This is a genomic window from Thermococcus sp. 5-4, assembly GCF_002197185.1.
GTDB lineage: Archaea > Methanobacteriota_B > Thermococci > Thermococcales > Thermococcaceae > Thermococcus > Thermococcus radiotolerans.
In genome coordinates this window covers 1059694-1077592 of sequence record NZ_CP021848.1, presented here as the reverse complement: position 1 = coordinate 1077592, position 17899 = coordinate 1059694, and the positions used below count along the sequence as shown (strand labels likewise).

Genomic DNA, 17899 nt, shown 5'->3' with positions numbered 1-17899 from the left:
CATGGAGTGTGAACGGGATGAAACTCATCATCAAGCCGAAAAAGGGCTTCGGGAAAATCGAAGTCGAGATAAACGAAGAGCTGTGGGGCGAGATAGAGCGCCTCAGTGAGAGGTACGGAGTTCCCGCTGAGCGGGTCATTGAGATCGCCCTCACCGGGGAGTTCCGCGAGCCGAAAGGAAACCTTGAGGAGCTTGAGGAGAATGTGAGAGAGCTTGAGGAAAGGACGTGGGAGCTTGAGAAGGAGTACGCCCCGCTCCGCTTCAAGGCCTACGGCCTGAGCGAGGACAACAAGGTACTCGCCATCGAGCTCTCGGGCCTGCTTGCCGAGAACGGCGGGCTTAAGAGGTTTCTCCGCATGAAGCCCGAGCGCAACGTCGAGCTGAGAAAGCTTATATCCTACTACCTCCAAGGTTGAACCGCGGATGATGACAGCGAATTGCGCGGATCGGTGAAGAGCAATGCTATCTGACGCCGTCCCGGGCGGGCCGTGACGATTCCAAGACGGGCTGAACCGCTCCGTGGTTGTGACGTACCCTATGAGCGCCGAGCCCGTCCGGGGCGTTTTCTCCGGCGCTTCTTCTTCGGTATCAGCCTCACGGGACTGCCGCAATCCGGGCAGATTCCCTCCGGTGGCATCTCGGAAAACCTCTTCCCACAGCCGATGCAGACGTAGTTCCAGCGGATGACTCGCTTTATCCCCCGCTTCAGGGTTCTGAACTCTATCCCAAGGGTTTTCGCTATGTTCTGGAGGTTATAATCATCGGTGAATAGAACCCCCCCAAGCTCGTACGCGAGGGCGAGAATCTCAAGGTCTGCCTCGCTTAATTCTCCCAGCTCGCCCGTCTTTCTCGCCGCTTCCCTTACCGCCTCAATGCTCTCCCGGGATGGGGACAGAACCCTAACCTTCCCGGCGCTTATCAGCCCCTCTACGAAAAGCCTCGACTCGGGGTCTTTCACCTCATCGACGACCTTCGGCGTCGTAACGCCTTCCACATCGAACCCCTGAATGAAGACCGCCGCATCGATGACCTGAACCTTCATGGCCTAAACTCGGAGAAACCCTTTTTTAGATTTCCGTCGAAATGAAGCCGGTGGTGCGGATGAAGGTTGACCTGAACTCGGACCTCGGCGAGAGCTTCGGGAGGTACAAGCTCGGTCTCGACGAGGATGTCATGAACTACATCACGAGCGCCAACGTTGCAACGGGCTGGCATGCCGGCGACCCGATGGTCATGAGGAAAACGGTAAGGCTCGCGAAGGAGAAGGACGTCGCCGTTGGGGCGCACCCCGGCTACCCGGATCTTCTCGGCTTTGGCAGGAGGTACATGAAGCTCTCACCCGAGGAAGCTCGCAACTACATCCTCTATCAGATCGGCGCCCTCTACGCCTTCACGAGGGCGGAAGGAATCGAGCTCCAGCACGTCAAGCCACATGGGGCGCTCTACAACGCCCTCGTTAAAGAGGAGGAGCTCGCGAGGGCCGTGATAGAGGGAATAGCGGACTTCGATAGGAACCTGATATTCGTGGCCCTCTCCGGCTCAAGGCCGGCTGAGATAGCGGAGGAGATGGGGGTTAAGGTTGCCCACGAGGTCTTCGCGGATCGCGCGTACAACCCCGACGGAACCCTCGTTCCACGTTCGAAGCCCGGAGCGGTCATACACGAGGAGGAAGAGATAGCGGAGCGCGTGGTCTCGATGGTCAAGGACGGTGGAGTCAGGGCGATAAACGGCGAGTGGGTCGAGCTTAGGGCAGATACAATCTGCGTCCATGGCGACAACCCAAAGGCTGTTCAAATAGCGGCGCGGATAAGGAGGGTCCTTGAGGAAGAGGGCGTTAGGGTAGTGCCGATGAGGGAGATCGTGCGGTGAGACCATGCAACCAACGATAAAACCTGCCGGTGATTCAGCGCTGCTCGTGTCCTTCGGCGAGGTCATCGACGAAGAGATAAACGCCAGAGTCCATGCCATTGCCGATGCTGTGGGGAGGGCTGGCTTTGAATGGCTTATTGAGGCCGTGCCGGCTTACTCGACGGTCTACGTCTTCTACGACCCCCTCAAGGCGAGCTTCAGCGAGGTGAAGGCGGCCATTGAGCCCCTCCTCCAGGTTTCGCCGGAATCCTTCAAGGGGAGGCTCGTCGAGATCCCCGTCGTTTACGGCGGCCAGTACGGCCCGGATATCGGCTTTGTGGCGGAACACAACGGCCTGACCGTCGATGATGTGATCGAGATACATTCCAAGCCGACCTACCGCGTCTACTTCCTTGGATTCCTTCCGGGTTTCGCCTACCTCGGCGGCATGGACGAGAGGATAGCCGTACCGAGACTTGAAAAACCTCGCTTAAAGGTCCCAGCCGGCTCCGTGGGGATAGCCGGAAGGCAGACCGGCATCTATCCCCTCGAAAGCCCCGGCGGCTGGAGGCTCATCGGGAGGACTCCGCTCAGGCTCTTCAACCCCGGGAGGGAATCCCCGACCCTTCTAAGGCCCGGTGACATGGTGAGGTTCGTCTCCATCGATGAGTCGGAGTTCCGGGAGCTCTACGAGGTTGAATGGGGGGAGGACGGTGATTGAGCTTCTCAACGTTCCCTCACTCCTCACCGTCCAGGACTCCGGCAGGAGAGGCTACCGAAAGCTCGGTGTCCCAGTCTCAGGCTTCATGGACGATTACTCCGCGAGGATAGCGAACTACCTCGTCGGGAACGGCGATGATGCACCCCCCCTTGAGTTCCTCCTCGCCGGCCCAACGCTCAGGTTCAACGCCTCCTGCGTCTTTGCGGTTGCTGGGGACGTTGAGGTGAGACTCAACGGCATCCCTGTAGAACCCTGGATGAGCCACTGGGCAAAGAGGGGAGATATCCTTGAGGTTGGCGCCTTGAAGAGCGGACTCTACGGCTACATAGCCTTCGCCGGCGGGATAAAGTGTGAGCCGCTCCTCGGGAGCTGCTCGGCCTATCCCAAGGCCGGCCTTGGAAGGCCGCTGAAGGCCGGGGATGTTCTGAACCTCGGCTACGCGATACTAACTGGGAAGGATGGGAGGTACCTTCCCCCGGGGCTGAGGCCCGACTATTCCGCGAAAGAAAAGACCGTCCGCGTCGTTCTCGGTCCCAACCTCGACCACTTCACCGAGGAGGGGATAGAGACCTTCCTGAGCGAGGCCTATACCGTGACGCCTGAGTCCGACAGAATGGGCTACCGTCTCGATGGAAAGGCCATAGAGCACTCGGAGAAGGGCGCAGGGATAGTGACGGACGCCATACCGACAGGCTCGGTTCAGGTTCCGGCAAATGGAAAGCCGATAGTGATGCTCCGCGACGCCCAGACGACCGGCGGCTACGCGAAGATAGCCGTCGTTTCAACGGCAGACCTTCCCATCGTTGCCCAGAGCCGGCCGGGAGAAAGGCTGAGGTTTGAGGCAGTGAGCGTCGATGAAGCCCGGGAGCTTCTGATTAGGCGCGAGAGAACCCTAAGGGCAATCAAGGGCTTCCTTGACGGGGAGATGCACGCCTACAGGATAAGAACGGGGGAAGAAGAGCTGATCGCGTTCACAAAAGTGGAAAGAAGGTGTTAGTCCTTCTTGCGCATGACCTTGACGACCTTGTAGGTCTTGCCGTCGCACTCGACGTCGTCGAGGATTTCTATTATCTTCACGTGGTCGCCCTCGAAGAGGCCTTCCGGCCTGAACAGGTCCGCCTTTTCCTTGTCGCTGCAGTCCGCGAAGTGGAGCTTTATCACGGAGCCCGCTATGGCCAGCCTCGGCTCTATCGCGACCTCGATGCTCGGCTCGACGACTTCAACAACCCTAACCTTGCCCTCGTGAAGCGGGCAGGAGTGTGAGGGCATGCTCCTTACCCGGAGGATTTTATACCTCCTGCCGGGTTCTAGGTTTCCGACGCAGACTCCTGCGAGCTTGCACGTCTTGCACGGTTCTGCCGGGCCGTAATATATGAATTCAACCCCTGGTCTTGCCAGCTTTTCCCCAACTAACGTGATTATTGCCATTCCAAACACCTCCGTTTTGTGAAGCGGTGATCTTCAGATGACTCCGGTGATTTTAGCGGCCTTCTCGGCTGCCTCTCGCGTGAGACCGTCCTTCCCGAGGATCGTGTATCTCTCGGGCCTTATCGTGTGGGCAATCGTGAGGGCCTCGATTATGTACTCCGGGTCGATCCCAAGCTCGTATGCGTTAGTTGGCGCCCCGACCTTCTTTAAGGTTTCCCTAATCCTCTCCCACTTGAGCCCGTGGAGGTAGGCCATTATTATCGTCCCAACGCCGACCTGCTCGCCGTGCAAGGCTGGTTTTGGCGCTATAGCATCGAGTGCGTGGCTGAAGAGGTGCTCCGCGCCGCTTGCAGGTCTCGAAGAGCCCGCTATGCTCATGGCCACACCGCACGAGATGAGACCCTTCACAACCTTCCTCACGCTCTCCTCGTTGCCGAGGCGTATTATGTCCGCGTTCTTTATCACCATCTTGGCGCTCATCAGGCTCAGCGAGGCCGCGTACTCGCTGTAGTACTCGCCCTTTATCCTGTGGGCCAGCTGCCAGTCCTTCACCGCCGTCAGATTGCTTATCATGTCCCCCACTCCAGCGGCTAGGTAGCGGTAGGGGGCGGTCTTGATGACCCTGACGTCGGCTATCACCGCCACCGGCGGCACGGCCTTGACCGATGTCTTGGTTCCGAGGTCTTTGATGGATGCATTTGCACTCGCTATGCCGTCATGGGAAGCGGTTGTCGGGAAGCTGATGAAAGGAACTCCGGCTTTAAACGAGGCGAGCTTGGCGACGTCGATTATACTTCCGCCGCCAACGGCTATGAGCCAGTCAGAGTTATCGTCCCTAATTTTAGCAAGGCTCCTCTCGACCTCCTCCATGCTGGCTTCCCTGATTACCAGCGCGCTCACATCAAACGACTCCCTGAGGCTCTTCTCGATGTCCTTTCCGGCTATCTCCTTTGTCTTCGGTCCGTAGAGCACTAGAGCCCTCTCGCCCAGGCCAAGTCTCTTCGCGACGTTAACGGCCTCTCCCTTCAGATTTTCGCCCAGCAGCACCTCTCTGGGCAGCTGCATCAGATGCATCTCAACCACCGTCCTAATAACTATGGGTGGGAAAAGCTTTAAGGCTATCGGAACAACGGTCTATGGTGGTCGAATGGGGCTCTACGAGTTCTTTTACGAGTACTTCATCAAACCGATACAGGAGAACCAGGGTTACAACCCCGTGAACACGGTTGTCTACGCTATAATCCTGGGCGTGGCTGTGATACTCCTCTACAAGATGCTCAAGCGGATGGGGATAAAGGTTGACGACCGCTTCTTCAAGGCGCTCATTCCGTACATAATCCTCGGCCCGCTGATGAGGAGCATGACGGACGTCGGTATTCTGCCGAGAACCTACCTAACCGTCAGCCCCGGCGGCTACTTCGTCATAGCGGCCTTTGCGATAGCCTCTCTCTACGTCGTCTGGAGGCACGTTGGGCCTGGAGAGAAGCTCTATTCCCTCTACCGGGACTTCGGCTGGGTTCTGCTCGGCGGGCTCGTCTTCGTCCTGATAATAAACCTGGGGAAGGTTGACTTCAATCCGGAAGTCTTCAAGTACTTCATCCCGGCGCTGATAATAGCCGAGGCCTTTATATGGCTCATCTCGAAGAAGCTCGCCCTCGTTAGGGACAACTCGCTCCTCTTCTACACCCACTTCTACGACGCCACAACGACGTTCGTTGGAATCCAGTTCCTCGGCTTCTGGGAGCAGCACGTCCTCGCGAGGTGGCTGATGGATACCTTTGGAACGCCGGCGGTTATATACGCCGAGAAGTTTCTGATACTGCTGCCTATCGTGTGGATACTGGACCGGGCCATGGCGGACGAGGACCCGGATTTAATAAACTTCGTGAAGCTCACTATGTTCATCCTCGGTTTTGGGCCGGGAACGAGAAACCTGCTGATAATGCTGATGGGTGGTTGATATGGAGATTCCATGGAACGAGATTGCCCTCGAAATCGCGAGGGAGGTTGAGAAGGAAGTGATGCCCCTCTTCGGCACTCCGAGGGCAGGGGAGACAATAGGGGAAAACGTCAGCGGAGACGTTACCAAGTACGTTGACAAAGTGGCTGAAGACGTTGTTCTAGGCAGGCTCCAGCCCCTCGGGGTCAACATCGTCAGCGAGGAAATAGGCTTCATAGACAACGGGAGCGACTACACGGTCATCGTTGACCCGATAGACGGCTCCTACAACTTCGCCGCAGGGATACCGATATTCGCCTTCAGCTTCGCCGTCTTCAGGAGGAATGAACCCGTCTACGGTGCGATATACGAGTTCGTCAGGAGGACGTTTTACGAGGCCCTGCCGGGGGAAGGCGCCTACATGGACGGAAGGCCCATAAGGGTAAGAAAACCCGAGCGCGGAAAAGAGGCATTGAGCTTCTACACGCGCGGCAGGTGCCTCGGCCTAATAGAGAGGGTCAAGCGGGTCCGGGTCCTCGGGGCCATAGCGGTTGAGCTGACCTACCTCGCCAAGGGGGCCCTCGACGGAGTCTTGGACATAAGGAACTACGTGAGGACGACGGACATAGCCGCGGGGGTGCTCATAGCCAAGGAAGCCGGGGCGATAGTCACCGACGAGACCGGTAGGGAGCTGGAGCTGAGGCTCGACGCGACCACCAAGACGAACGTAATAGCCGTCAACGACCGCTACCTGCTCGACATGATCCTGGAGGAGCTGAAAAATGAGCCTTGAGGGCTATTTCCACCGCTACGGGAAGGCTACCTTCACCCTCTTCCTGATAAACGTCTCGGTCTACATCTTAGAGTCAATACTCAGCGGAAACCCCTTCAGCATAAGCATCGAAGTCTTGGCAAGGCTCGGCCAGTGGAACTACGCCGTCCTCAACTACGGCTGGTGGTGGCAGCTCATCAGCGCGATGTTCGTGCACGTGGGCATACTCCACATAGGCTTCAACATGTACTTCCTTCTGATGATGGGCAGGCAGCTCGAAGGAATCCTCGGACCGAAACGGCTCGTTATGGTCTACCTCGTCTCGGGTCTGGCAGGAAACCTTCTGACGCTCTTCCTGCTGCCGGCCAACTCGGTCAGCGCCGGCGCGAGCGGCTCGCTCTTTGGCATAGTTGGGGCGCTGATACTCATAACCGGCGTCGTCGGCGGGAACATGCAGGCCGCGCTGATAAACGCCTTCGTGCTCTTCCTGATAAACAGCCTGCTGCCAAGCGTCAACATCTACGCCCATCTCGGCGGGCTGCTCGTTGGAATGGCAATAGGCTACTACTACGGCAGGCGGATCAAGAGGCACCTGATGGCGAGGATGTACGGCTACGGGTGGTGACGTCTCGTTTTTTCAATTTTAGGGATGGCTGAGGGTTAAGATTCGGTACACTTCCAGCCCCTTGGTCGTTTGGAGATACACCACATCCCCACGAAGCTTTACTTCCAGGGGTCTATTATCCGCTTTGAGTTCTCTGCATGAGATTTTTCTAAAGGTGTTCCGTTCAAACACGCACAAACCGTTTTTCTCTGCCCCACTGACTCCTCTGAGGTAATATGCCACCGCTACGTACTCTTCACTAACATCGAGAATCGCTCTGGCCCCTAACAAATGCTCGTCCATTTTCACAATTAGAGCCTCCTCCCTTTTACCGTCTTTGACCCTGTAAATGTGCACCTGAGAATTCATGGTAAAGACGCTGTAGTGAACGACCGTGAAGTATGTTTCATCGCCCAGAATCTTCACACCGGGGACTTGTGCTCTGGCTACACCGGGGCATATCTCTCTGCTCAAATCCCCAGTTGATGCGTTCACGAAGTATATGCACGAACTCGTTAAAAGAAGCTCACCATTGTGATACTTCACCGGAAAAGCTTGGAAGTGCCTTTTCCACACTGTATTAAGGCTGTAATCCACAAGTGCGGCATTGATTCCTGCCCAGTCACCGGGATAATAGGTGTAAAGGACAATACCCTCCGGAATGCACACGTGCTCCTCTATAACACCCTCCAGGGAGAACTCCAGGCTTGAGGAGCTGTTAGTTGAGATAGTGAAGTTGACGAAGTACCGGGAATGGTTTTCATAGTACTGGGACGTTATTTTGATGCTTGGCGGACAGGACCGAAAGCCCGAATCGTCGCCGAAGTATATCCTTTCGGCTTCCACGGGAATCAAAATTCCACGAAAGAACAGGAACAGGCCCAAGGATAGAACCGCAACAAGTACCAACCCAGCAACAGCTTTCTTTTTCATAGCCCTCCGACCTCGGGGCCATCTTACCTTCAGGGAATGTTGGAATCCGTTCTATATAATGCTTTCTTGCGTACTCAGTGCTCGGTTTGGTCAGGTAAATGACCTGTCTTTCGTCAGTGCTGAAGCTTTGGAACAAGCTTTTCCAAAAGCATGTAGCTCCTCACAGAGAACGCTCATGCAAGCTGATTTATTTCCCAAGTGCCCATTTTCAAGCGAGAAGACTTTGAAGAAGCCATTGAACGGGGTTTGCTCTCCATTGACGCCCTTGGGGCGTCTATCTTAGAGTTAAACCAGCCAAAGGGGGCAATTTGGAAAGTTCTCATTCTTAAAGCGGCCATTTGAAGAGAAATCGCCCAAGAATTTAGCTTTTCAGAAGGAACTACGAACCTTGATCAAACTTCGCGAAGGCGAAGTTTGTGTGGTGCGGGGGCGGGGATTTGAACCCCGGAACCCCTACGGGACGGGACCCTCAATCCCGCGCCTTTGACCAGGCTCGGCAACCCCCGCGTTGCCAAAGTATAACGCTCGGAGAGGCTTTATAAAGTTTTCCCTGCCCCCTTTTCGGCCTCTGACCAAAAAATTTATAAAGCAACCTCCCGTCTATGACTTCGGGTTGAGGGCCGGTAGCTCAGCATGGTTAGAGCGCGGGACTCTTAATCCCGTGGTCGGGGGTTCGAATCCCCCCCGGCCCGCCAGACCGCGTTTCTTCTCGACGCGTTCCGTTTGAGAAGGGATGCGTTTGAGTAACGTAAGGAGTTAGAAAAATGAGTTTTGAAAGCTTAGGCTTATCCAAGGCCACGTTAGTGGCGGTTAGAGAGAAGGGTTTTGAGACCCCAACGGACATTCAGAGGGAAGTCATTCCACGTCTTCTATCGGGCGACGTCGATATAATCGGCCAGTCCCAGACCGGGACGGGGAAAACAGCTGCCTTTGCACTCCCCATAATCGAGGCGATTGACCCGAAGATAAAGGCCGTTCAGGCAATAATATTGACCCCCACGAGGGAGCTCGCCCTCCAGGTGGCGGATGAAATCAAGAGTCTCCGCGGGAGGAAGAGGGTTTACGTCTATGCCATCTACGGCGGCCAGCCGATAGGGCCGCAGATCAGGGCTCTTGAGAGGGGAACCCACGTTGTAGTCGGAACCCCCGGGAGGGTTCTCGACCACATAAGGCGCGGAACCCTCGACCTGAGCTCCGTGAAGTTTTTCATCCTCGATGAGGCTGACAGAATGCTCGACATGGGCTTTATAGACGACATAGAGGCGATTTTCAGGGAGACCCCGAGGAGAAAGAGGGTGCTGATGTTTTCTGCCACCATGCCCCCCGAGATTAGAAGGCTCGCGAGGCGCTACATGGGGGACTACGAGGTGATAAGCGTCAGCAGCGACGAACTCGTGCCCGAGATGGTGGATCAGGAGTACGTGGAGGTCGTTCCCGCGAGAAAGTTCACGGTGCTGAAGAAGATCCTCAGCGACGACTTCTACGGCATAGTCTTCTGCGCCACCAAGAGGGAAACCAGAGAGCTGAGCGAGAAGCTTAGGAGGGGGGGCTACAGCGCCGAGGCTTTAAACGGCGACATGAGCCAGGCCGCCCGTGAGAGAACCTTCTGGCGCTTCAAGACCAAGAGGACGGGGATTCTCGTGGCAACCGATGTCGCCGCGCGTGGCTTGGACGTCCAGGACATAAGCCACATCGTCAACTACTCCCTGCCCATGACGGCCGAGGACTACGTCCACAGGATAGGGAGAACCGGCAGGATGGGCAAGCGGGGAAGGGCGATAACCTTCATAATGCCCGGCGAGTTCAAGAGGCTGCGCTACATTGCTCAAGTTGCAGGGGTGGAGATAAGGAAATCCGAGCTCAGCGAAGAAATCCCGAAGGAGTACCGGGAGAGGTACGAGCGCGGCCATTCAGATGGCTACAGAAGAAACGGAAGAAGAAATTCCCGTTACCGCGGGAACTCCCGGGGCTATTCTAAGAACTCCCGAGGTAGATGGTGAGGATCAAATCCTCGCCCTCTATTCTAACCTCTATCCAGACCGCGTCACTCTTCTGAACGTAGCCTGCGAACTCCGCGTCTGAAAGCATCTGAGAGACCAGCCACTCGGTGTACTGTTCGTGGAAAAACGGGTGGTAGTAGTCGGCCAGGTTGTAGTAGGTAACCCCCCACGTCCAGCCGGCCTTGTATCCCTTCGGGAGCTTTCCGTCGGAGAGACTCTTCAGGGATTCATCGGCCTTCAGGCCAAACCGGCTATACAGAGAGTTCATCATCGAGACGGCTAAATTCCTCGCGTCGGCATCGCCCATGGTGTAATCCTGGTTAAGGAACTCCTCGCCGGTAACGACGCCGAGAACCTTGACGGTGGCCTTCTCCCCTCCCGGTGTTATTTCGTAGAGCGTGGCGTTGATTATCCTGCTCCCCTGCCGCTCCCAGTAGCGGTAGTAGGCACCCAGATCCATGGGCGGAAGGTGCTGGTCGAGGGCGAAGTACCAGCCGTTTATCTTTACCAAGGCCGTTGCGTGTCCCAAATCGGTGAGGTTTATGGCCATCGCGTAGACCGGTGAGTAGTTCATGGCTAAGAGCAGGGCATCCGTGAGAACGGTGTAGTCGGTGCATACCCCGGTTCTCTTCATTATCGTCTCATAGGGGGTCTGAATCGTGTTGTTCTGCCCCTCAACGACCTCCTGTCGCCCGTCGGGGTATATTATGACCTTGGCGAAGGGCTGCTTGGCCTTCTCCCAGTCGTAGCTCAGCCACTCCCCTTCCCAGGCAAGAACGTTCCAGGCGCTTTGGGTGAGGTCTCCCCCCTTGAGCTCCTCCGCGAGGGACGATATGACCTCAAGCTCTTCCCTGCTCAGCATGCATGCGAGTGCGTCCTTGAGGATGTAACGCCAGAGGATTCCCTGACAGCTGAACTCGGCGTCCTGGCTTGGCAGGGATACCGTTGCGTTCTCCCATTTAACGAGGGGATTCGTCCAGGTCGCCGGGGATGGACCAGGCGTTGGGGTCGAGAGAGGAGTAGTTGAAGTCGTGGATGGGTATGCCGTGCCTCCGGACGTTCCGGTCTCCGGAGTGACTGAGAGGCAGCCCGCGATGATGACGATGAACGCGATGGTAAATGCCGCGAGGAACCTTCTCATCATGGAACTAACTTGGGAGAAGGGCTTATAAAACAGCTCCCCGGCGGAGAAGCATCGGGTGCATGTCCATCGAAAGATTTAAAAATGCCCTCCTGAAGGTATAACCCGGGCGCTCGGGCAGTGCCGGGGTAGCTTAGCCTGGTCAGAGCGCTCGGCTCATAGGGCCGCTCCCCTTCGGGGGAGCCTGAGAAACCGAGAGGTCCGGGGTTCAAAGCCCCGCCCCGGCACCATTACAACCCTTTGCTTCGCAAAGCGTTGACGGAAAACTTGCGTGCTTTTCTATAACATCCTGTTTTGAAGTCAAAACCCTCTTCACGGGCAAATCTTAGAATGCACGCGTTGGTGTCCTGTTAGTCCAAAGAAACTCCTTGGACAGAAACTTCTCTCAGCGTGTTCCCCAGAACCTCCTCAGGTACAGCCTCATCCTCGCTCGGTCAACTGGCCTCATGCTCTCGCGCATCCAGTCCGGCAGGTCCTTCTTTATCGAGCTCCAGAGGAGGCGGTAGTCTAGGACTATTATGGACCCTTTCTCCTCGGCCGAGCGGTGAACTCTTCCAGCCGCCTGGACGAGCTTCCTGTGGGCCGGCAGGTAATAGCCATAGTAACGGCCCTTCCCAGGGAACTTGCGCTCGAAGTACCTTATCTGGGCCTGAACCCTCGGAGTTGGCCTCGCGTAGGGTATCCCAACGAGCACAACACCGTTCATCTCGTCGCCGCTGTAGTCCTGCCCCTCACTGTTCCTGCCCCCCATGACCCCGAGGAGCACCGCTCCCCTGCCCTTGGCGTGGGCCTTGAAGCTCGCTACCATCGCATCGTTCTCGGCTGAGCTGACGCCCTGCTTCTCAATGAATATCGCCTTTCCGGTCTCCTCAAGGCGAACCTGGAGGTTTGCCGAGAGAAGCCCCTGAAGGACCTCGTAGGAAGCCGTGAAGACCCCGACGTTCTTCGGTATGAGCTTGGCCGCCTCGACGATGTACTCCACCATGCGCCTGTAAACCTGGAGCGAACGCTCATCGCCTCTCGTCGAGACGTCTTTGGCAACTAAAACCTGCGCGTTTTCCCGCTTTACCATCCTCGGGAACTTCTTCATCCGGACGTTTTCGATGCCCATAACGTCGCGGAAGGCCTCCATCGGGGTGAGGGTCCCGGACATGAAAACCGCGCTCTGGACGTTTCTGATGAAGCCCAGGGCTTTCGAGGGATCCAGCGCCACGAGCTCAAGGCTCAACCCCCTGTCCCTGCTCATGAGGAAGAGGTAGTCCTCCCGTCCAATGAGCGAGAGCCAGAAGAGGAGGAACTCGCCGACGCGGCCGATGTAGGAGCGGGGCGGCTTGCCCTTCTCTATCCTGTCCTCCCTTATGGCGTCGCCAACCGCCACCATGTCGTTGAGTATTCTAACGAGCCTCCTGGTGTCGAGGCTCAGAATATCAATGACGTGTGCAAAAACGAGCTCCGGCTGGATGGGGGTTTCGTGCACGTCCCTGTCCTTGAGCTTCTCGTCGTAGAGTATCTCCAGCCCCCTGGCAAAGATGCTGAGGAAGTTGGCTATCTCATGTTCGTTGTACTCGTCGGCCTCCTTTATCGCCCTGTTTACCGTGTGTATACTTATCCGGTCGCTTAAAGCCGAAATCGCCTGGTCCGGCAGGTTGTGGGCCTCGTCGAAGACGACTATCAGGTCGGAGTAGTCAACGTCGAGGGAGCTTATGAAGTTCTCCCGGATGGTGGGGCTGAGGAGGTAGAGGTAACTGGCCACTATGACGTCAGCCTTCTCCGCTATCCTCTTGGTTAAATCGTAGGGGCACAGCTCCAGGGTTTCGGCGTAGCTCAGAATCTCGGCCGGATGGCTCGGCTCGCTCAGAAAGAACTTCACCAGCTCGTCGAATTCCGTCTTTTTCTTCTTCTCGTTCTCGTAGAACTCGCACTTCTTGAGCTTCTTGAGGTTCTTGCAGACGACCATGGCGGTGTATGCATCGCTCGTGAACTGGGTGAGGTACGTGTGCAGGCAGAGGTCCTTCCTGCTTCTCAGTTCAACGCCGGAAACCGGGTTTCTCCTGTTTATCGCCTTCAGCTCCTCTATGACCCTGTCCATCTGTCTGTGGGTTCTGGCTAGATAGAGAACCTTGTAGCCCATCTCCTTGGCGTAAGGCAGGATCCCCGCCAGAACGCTCACGGTCTTTCCAAAACCGGTAGGAGCCTCTATTATGGCGTTCTCGCCGTTTTTAACTGCCTCCGCAACGAGGTCTATGAATTCCCGCTGATGTGGTCTGAGTTCCTCGTAGGGAAAGTACTCGAACCCTTCGCCCGTTTCGCTCATGGGAAAGAGTTTTAACGGCTCGCTTTTAACTTTTCCCCAGGTGAAGGGTGTGGACGAGAAGGAGCAGAGACTGGTTGAATACTCCATTGAGGCAGTTATAATAGCGTGGCTCGCGTACCTGTTCTTCTATCAGAATTACCTGCTCCACGGCTGGCACCGGGGATTGCCACTTCCCTCAAAACTGCCCTTCCTGGTGGCTGGAATCATTGTTGCGGCGCTGTTCTTCTGGTACGAGTGGACCAGATTCGAGCGCGAGCTGGAGGGAAGGAAGAAGGTGCCCCTGAAATCGGTTCTGCCCGTTGCCCTCAAGGAGGAGAACCTCCCCGACTCGGACTCGAACGAAACCGAGAACGGCGTCGAGACTACGGGCGATGAGGATCAGAAAGAAGAATGGGAAGAGGTCAGAGCTTCAGCTCCGGAATCTCCTCAAGAACCTTGACGGTCAGCTTAACGGCTGCATCGACGTCGCGCTCGTCAACAACCTCCGTGTTGGAGTGGATGTAGCGCGCTGGAATGCTTATTCCGCCGCTCGGGACGCCTGCCTTGTTGAGGTGTATCGCTCCCGCGTCGGTTCCGCCGCCGGTGAGGATGTCCCACTGGTAGGGAATCTCGTGCTTCTTGGCTATCTCCTCCATCCAGCGGACGATCGTCGGGTGGCAGATGACGGAGCGGTCCATTATCTTAATCGCGACGCCCTTTCCGAGCTGGCTTATCTGCTTGTGCTCCGGCGTTCCGGGAACGTCGGCGGCTATGGTGACATCGAGTGCGAAGCCGTAGTCGGGGTCTATGCCGAAGGACGAGACCTTCGCACCGCGGAGGCCGACCTCCTCCTGGACGGTGGCGACGAAGTAGACATCTGCGTCGGTCTCGGCCAGCTGTCTCGCGGCCTCGACGAGGATGTAAACCGCTATCCTGTCGTCGTGGGCTATGCTGACGAGGCGGTGCTTTCCGAGCCTCTCGAGCCTGCCGTCCCAGGTGATGACGGTGCCTATCCTAACGCCCATCTCCTCGGCCTCTTCCTTGCTCTCGGCGCCTATGTCTATGAAGACCTGGTCCCAGGTCGGGGCCTTGTTCCTCTGCTCCGGCTTCTGGATGTGCGGCGGAACGCTTCCACCGACGCCGTAGACGAACTCGTTCGGACCGATCCAGACCTTGAAGCGCTGGGCGATGAGAGTTCTCGGGTCAACACCGCCAACCGGTGCAACGCGGAGGAATCCGTTCTTCTCGATGTGGGTCACCATGAGGCCAATCTGGTCCATGTGTCCGGCGAGCATGACCTTCGGGCCCTTGCCCTTTTTGTGGGCGATAACGTTGCCGAGCTTGTCGACGGTTATCTCGTCGACGTAGGGCTTGAAGGCCTCGATAACAACGTCCCTGACGCCGAGGAACTCGTAGCCGGAAACGCCCGGCGCCTCTATAATCCTTTTGAGAAGCTCGTAGTCAACCATCACAACCACCCCTTTCGTTTAGATTTCCATCTAAATGCTCATGCCCGGGATATTTAAGGTTTTAGGTGGGGTTCACACCCGGTTGCCTCGGGGGTAAATCTTAACTCCCATTTTATCCTCGCCGTTGTCGTATATCTCACGGATCCTGAAGAGATACGCCGGCGTTCTGCTCCAGTCCCGTGGCTTTTTTGGCCTGTGGAAGATGTCGTGAAGGGCGTTGGTGTACTCCCACACGGGGCCATCTTCGTGTACCTCCACGTCGCATCTGACCTCGTAGGAGGTGCTGGGTGGGGTGAAGAAGAGTACCGTTGCCTCTTTCCTTCCCTCGGTTAGGTTTTTCCAGGTGTGCTTTCTGGCGAGCTCGAGGGACACCAGTTTCGTGAAGTCTATCCTTTCCCTCACGTAGATTTCCTCCAGGAGAAACCTGCCCGCGTTTAGTGGGTTGTATGGCCTTCTGAGTTCCTCCCTCATCTTTTCGATGGTCTCGGCGAGAAGTTCCTCTCTGTGTATGAAGCCCACGCCTTTAATGGAACCGTTCACGCCGGCGGGCCCGCAGGTGATTATCGCCGCGTTGTGCCGTGTGAAGCTTATCAGAACCTCCGGGCCAAGCTTTCCGTTCAGGAGGCGCTTTATCCCCTCAACCCTCTCCTCGAACGCGTATCTGATGAACTCCTCTGGGAGCATGTTTCCACCGTATCCGATACGGCGCTATCGTTAAAAGCCCTCTCCCGGAGAACCTTCGGGATTTAAAATGACGACCCTGCTGAGGCTCGATGCGGTCCCCTGCATCTTCCGCAAAAGGCTCAACCGCTTCGTGGCACTGGTTGATGTTGAAGGCAAGGAGAGGAAAGCCTTGGTAACCAACACCGGCCGCTTGGAGGAGTTCATGGTTCCGGGCAGGAAGGCCTTCTGCACGCCCAAGACCGGTGGAAAGACGGACTTCGTTCTGGTCGCCTTCGAGGACCTGGGCGGAAAAGGGGCGGTGATAGACACCCGAACCCAGGCCAAAGCCTTCGAGCGGGCGGTGGGGCTTGGTTTGGTACCATGGCTGAGGGGTTGCCGGATAAAGCGGAAGGAGATCAAAGTTGGCAAATCGCGCCTCGATTACCTCTTCGAATGCCCCGAGGGTGAGGTGTACGCAGAGATGAAGAGCGCCGTCCTGCGCGGAGGTGAAAAAGGGGAGTACGCGATGTATCCGGACTGTCCGAGCGTCAGGGGGCAGAGGCACATCAGGGAGCTTATAGAGCTCTCGAAAGCTGGGAAGAAAGCCATGATCTTCTTCATCGGTGCGATGCCGGGCGTTGAGAGGTTCCGCCCCTACGGGAGGGGCGACCCTGAGATAGCGAGGCTCCTTAAAGAGGCTGACAAGGTGGGCGTTGAAATCCACGCGCTGGGCATCTCCCTCCTGCCCGATGGAAGGGTCGTTCTTGAGAGGCCGAGCCTTGAAATCGAGCTCTAAACCGCCGTCCGCGGGGTCTTGTACCACACCTTCTTGGCCTTTCCCGCCTCCCACAGGCCGGCCAGCGAAATGAATATCCATATCTGGGAGTAGGTGTAGTACATGAGCGGCGCGAGGAGCCAGCAGCCAACGCTCCTTATCTTCCCGTCGTAGAGGCCGGCGAATATCTCCAGCAGGAAGGATACGTAAACGAAGCTCAGAATGAGCCCCGTGAACCACGTGACGTTTCCGAAGGTTGCCAGGAGCGCTACAAAGGCCACGTCCGCCACTATGACGGCTATCGCCAGGAGGTAGTACACCATCAGCGTGAGGAGCAGGTCAAAGCGCAGGCCCCAGCCTGGAATCTCGCGGAACCTCTTTATGTGCTCCTTCACGGTGTAGACGTTTCCGGCCGCCCAGCGCGTCCGCTGCCTGAACCACACGCGCCAGCTCTCGGGCTCCTGCTCCCAGGTAACGGCGAGTGGATTGTAGGCTATCCTCTTGCCCATGGCTATTATCCTGAAGGACATCTCCAGGTCCTCGGCGAGGGCCTCTTCGTCCCAGCCTCCGAGCTCTTCGAGCAGGTCCCTCCTGATTACGAAGTTCGTCCCGGGGAGCACCGCGGTTTTGTAGAGTTTGCTCTTTCCGCTCTGGCCGGCCAGCTGGAAGTAGAGGTACTCCATGCATATGAACCTCGTGAGGATGTTCCTGTTCCAGTTTATCGTCCGGACCTTTCCGGCCACCGCCGGCGTCTCATCGCTCAGCATCGCCACCAGACCCTTGAGCGCCCCGGGCTCGGGTCTGTTGTCCGCGTCGTAGACCGCTATAACCTCTCCCCTGGCCAGCCTTAGGCCGTAGTTCAGGACGTAGCTCTTCCCCCTGCCGCCGCCCTCAACGCGGACTACCCTGATGAACGGGTACTCCCTAGCGACTTCCTCGGCTATCCTCACCGTGTCGTCCGTGGAGCCGTCGTCCAGGAGGAGAACCTCCAGTTTATCCTTGGGATAGTCGAGGTTTGCCATCGCCAGGAGCGTGTCCCTTATAACCACAGCCTCGTTCCTAGCGGGGATGAGGATGGTGACGGAGGGGAGCTCACCCGGAATCGCGGGCTCCTTGAACTTGGAGTTGTACCTCAAACCCGCTATCGTCAATGCTATGTAGTAGAAGAACACGGGATAGATAACTGCGGCCGAAAACAGCCAGATGAAGTGGAGGACCGCCACTACGATGTCAACGACCTCGGCTAACGCCTCCATACTCCCCTCCATGTTTCTATGTCCCTTGGCCTTATAAGCATGACTTCCACGCGGAAG

19 protein-coding genes and 3 tRNA genes are annotated in these 17899 nt (G+C 56.9%); 12 read left to right on the top strand and 10 right to left on the bottom strand.

What is annotated here, in order from left to right:
* Positions 1-17: 17 nt before the first annotated feature.
* Positions 18-416 (top strand): hypothetical protein, encoded by a 399-nt coding sequence (locus CDI07_RS05950; RefSeq protein ID WP_088180735.1) that lies wholly within the window; start codon positions 18-20, stop codon positions 414-416.
* A 119-nt stretch (positions 417-535) separates the two neighbouring features.
* Here CDI07_RS05950 and CDI07_RS05945 read toward each other — a convergent pair whose 3' ends face one another.
* Positions 536-1042 (bottom strand): type II toxin-antitoxin system VapC family toxin, encoded by a 507-nt coding sequence (locus tag CDI07_RS05945; RefSeq protein ID WP_088180734.1) that lies wholly within the window; start codon positions 1040-1042, stop codon positions 536-538.
* A 59-nt stretch (positions 1043-1101) separates the two neighbouring features.
* Here CDI07_RS05945 and CDI07_RS05940 point away from each other — a divergent pair, with 59 nt between their 5' ends.
* From CDI07_RS05940 to CDI07_RS05930, 3 genes are read left to right on the top strand one after another with little or no spacing between them, the layout of a single operon-like run.
* Entirely contained in the window at positions 1102-1869 is a 768-nt protein-coding gene (locus CDI07_RS05940) for a LamB/YcsF family protein (protein ID WP_088180733.1), read from the top strand.
* Positions 1870-1873: 4 nt separating this feature from the next.
* Positions 1874-2569: a 5-oxoprolinase subunit PxpB gene (gene pxpB, locus CDI07_RS05935; protein ID WP_088180732.1), complete on the top strand. Its 696-nt coding sequence runs from the start codon at positions 1874-1876 to the stop codon at positions 2567-2569.
* Positions 2562-3566, top strand: coding sequence for a biotin-dependent carboxyltransferase family protein (locus CDI07_RS05930; RefSeq protein ID WP_088180731.1), 1005 nt, complete (start codon positions 2562-2564; stop codon positions 3564-3566). The genes pxpB and CDI07_RS05930 overlap by 8 nt, the downstream gene beginning before the upstream one ends.
* On the opposite strand, the gene CDI07_RS05925 is transcribed toward CDI07_RS05930, so the two are convergent.
* Both CDI07_RS05925 and CDI07_RS05920 read right to left on the bottom strand, forming a co-directional pair.
* A complete protein-coding gene (locus CDI07_RS05925; RefSeq protein WP_088180730.1) occupies positions 3563-3997 on the bottom strand; it encodes a UPF0179 family protein in 435 nt (144 codons plus the stop codon). The genes CDI07_RS05930 and CDI07_RS05925 overlap by 4 nt on opposite strands.
* 33 nt (positions 3998-4030) lie before the next feature.
* Entirely contained in the window at positions 4031-5071 is a 1041-nt protein-coding gene (locus tag CDI07_RS05920) for an NAD(P)-dependent glycerol-1-phosphate dehydrogenase (protein WP_088180729.1), read from the bottom strand.
* Between the two features lie 73 nt (positions 5072-5144).
* Between CDI07_RS05920 and CDI07_RS05915 the strand changes: the two genes are divergently transcribed.
* From CDI07_RS05915 to CDI07_RS05905, 3 genes are read left to right on the top strand one after another with little or no spacing between them, the layout of a single operon-like run.
* Positions 5145-5957 (top strand): DUF63 family protein, encoded by an 813-nt coding sequence (locus tag CDI07_RS05915; protein WP_088180728.1) that lies wholly within the window; start codon positions 5145-5147, stop codon positions 5955-5957.
* A 1-nt stretch (position 5958) separates the two neighbouring features.
* Positions 5959-6729 carry a bifunctional fructose-bisphosphatase/inositol-phosphate phosphatase gene (locus CDI07_RS05910; protein WP_088180727.1) on the top strand — a complete coding sequence of 257 codons (771 nt, stop codon included), beginning with the start codon at positions 5959-5961 and terminating at the stop codon, positions 6727-6729.
* A complete protein-coding gene (locus CDI07_RS05905; RefSeq protein ID WP_088180726.1) occupies positions 6719-7333 on the top strand; it encodes a rhomboid family intramembrane serine protease in 615 nt (204 codons plus the stop codon). Before CDI07_RS05910 ends, CDI07_RS05905 begins: the two co-directional genes overlap by 11 nt.
* 18 nt (positions 7334-7351) lie before the next feature.
* Here CDI07_RS05905 and CDI07_RS05900 read toward each other — a convergent pair whose 3' ends face one another.
* Together CDI07_RS05900 and CDI07_RS05895 are read right to left on the bottom strand one after the other, a co-directional pair.
* Positions 7352-8245 carry a hypothetical protein gene (locus CDI07_RS05900; protein WP_088180725.1) on the bottom strand — a complete coding sequence of 298 codons (894 nt, stop codon included), beginning with the start codon at positions 8243-8245 and terminating at the stop codon, positions 7352-7354.
* 419 nt (positions 8246-8664) lie between these two features.
* Positions 8665-8752: transfer RNA gene (locus tag CDI07_RS05895), tRNA-Leu, on the bottom strand.
* Positions 8753-8862: 110 nt separating this feature from the next.
* Between CDI07_RS05895 and CDI07_RS05890 the strand changes: the two genes are divergently transcribed.
* Both CDI07_RS05890 and CDI07_RS05885 read left to right on the top strand, forming a co-directional pair.
* Positions 8863-8940: transfer RNA gene (locus CDI07_RS05890), tRNA-Lys, on the top strand.
* Positions 8941-9009: 69 nt separating this feature from the next.
* A complete protein-coding gene (locus CDI07_RS05885; protein WP_088180724.1) occupies positions 9010-10245 on the top strand; it encodes a DEAD/DEAH box helicase in 1236 nt (411 codons plus the stop codon).
* On the opposite strand, the gene CDI07_RS05880 is transcribed toward CDI07_RS05885, so the two are convergent.
* Positions 10220-11389, bottom strand: a complete 1170-nt coding sequence (locus CDI07_RS05880; protein WP_226996541.1) for a transglutaminase-like domain-containing protein — start codon at positions 11387-11389, stop codon at positions 10220-10222. The genes CDI07_RS05885 and CDI07_RS05880 overlap by 26 nt on opposite strands.
* 119 nt (positions 11390-11508) lie before the next feature.
* Here CDI07_RS05880 and CDI07_RS05875 point away from each other — a divergent pair.
* A tRNA-Met gene (locus tag CDI07_RS05875) sits at positions 11509-11616 on the top strand.
* A 155-nt stretch (positions 11617-11771) separates the two neighbouring features.
* Here the strand turns inward: CDI07_RS05875 and CDI07_RS05870 are convergent.
* Positions 11772-13700 carry a helicase C-terminal domain-containing protein gene (locus tag CDI07_RS05870; protein WP_088180723.1) on the bottom strand — a complete coding sequence of 643 codons (1929 nt, stop codon included), beginning with the start codon at positions 13698-13700 and terminating at the stop codon, positions 11772-11774.
* A gap of 40 nt (positions 13701-13740) precedes the next feature.
* On the opposite strand from CDI07_RS05870, the gene CDI07_RS10200 reads away from it, so the two are divergent.
* Entirely contained in the window at positions 13741-14139 is a 399-nt protein-coding gene (locus CDI07_RS10200; RefSeq protein ID WP_193432402.1) for a hypothetical protein, read from the top strand.
* Here the strand turns inward: CDI07_RS10200 and CDI07_RS05860 are convergent.
* Both CDI07_RS05860 and CDI07_RS05855 read right to left on the bottom strand, forming a co-directional pair.
* Positions 14102-15148, bottom strand: a complete 1047-nt coding sequence (locus CDI07_RS05860) for a M42 family metallopeptidase (RefSeq protein ID WP_088180722.1) — start codon at positions 15146-15148, stop codon at positions 14102-14104. The two genes, CDI07_RS10200 and CDI07_RS05860, sit on opposite strands and share 38 nt — an antisense overlap.
* 72 nt (positions 15149-15220) lie before the next feature.
* Positions 15221-15832 carry a hypothetical protein gene (locus CDI07_RS05855; protein WP_088180721.1) on the bottom strand — a complete coding sequence of 204 codons (612 nt, stop codon included), beginning with the start codon at positions 15830-15832 and terminating at the stop codon, positions 15221-15223.
* Between the two features lie 67 nt (positions 15833-15899).
* On the opposite strand from CDI07_RS05855, the gene sfsA reads away from it, so the two are divergent.
* Positions 15900-16607 carry a DNA/RNA nuclease SfsA gene (gene sfsA, locus CDI07_RS05850; RefSeq protein ID WP_088180720.1) on the top strand — a complete coding sequence of 236 codons (708 nt, stop codon included), beginning with the start codon at positions 15900-15902 and terminating at the stop codon, positions 16605-16607.
* Here the strand turns inward: sfsA and CDI07_RS05845 are convergent.
* Positions 16604-17842 carry a glycosyltransferase family 2 protein gene (locus CDI07_RS05845; RefSeq protein ID WP_088180719.1) on the bottom strand — a complete coding sequence of 413 codons (1239 nt, stop codon included), beginning with the start codon at positions 17840-17842 and terminating at the stop codon, positions 16604-16606. The genes sfsA and CDI07_RS05845 overlap by 4 nt on opposite strands.
* Between the last annotated feature and the right edge of the window lie 57 nt (positions 17843-17899).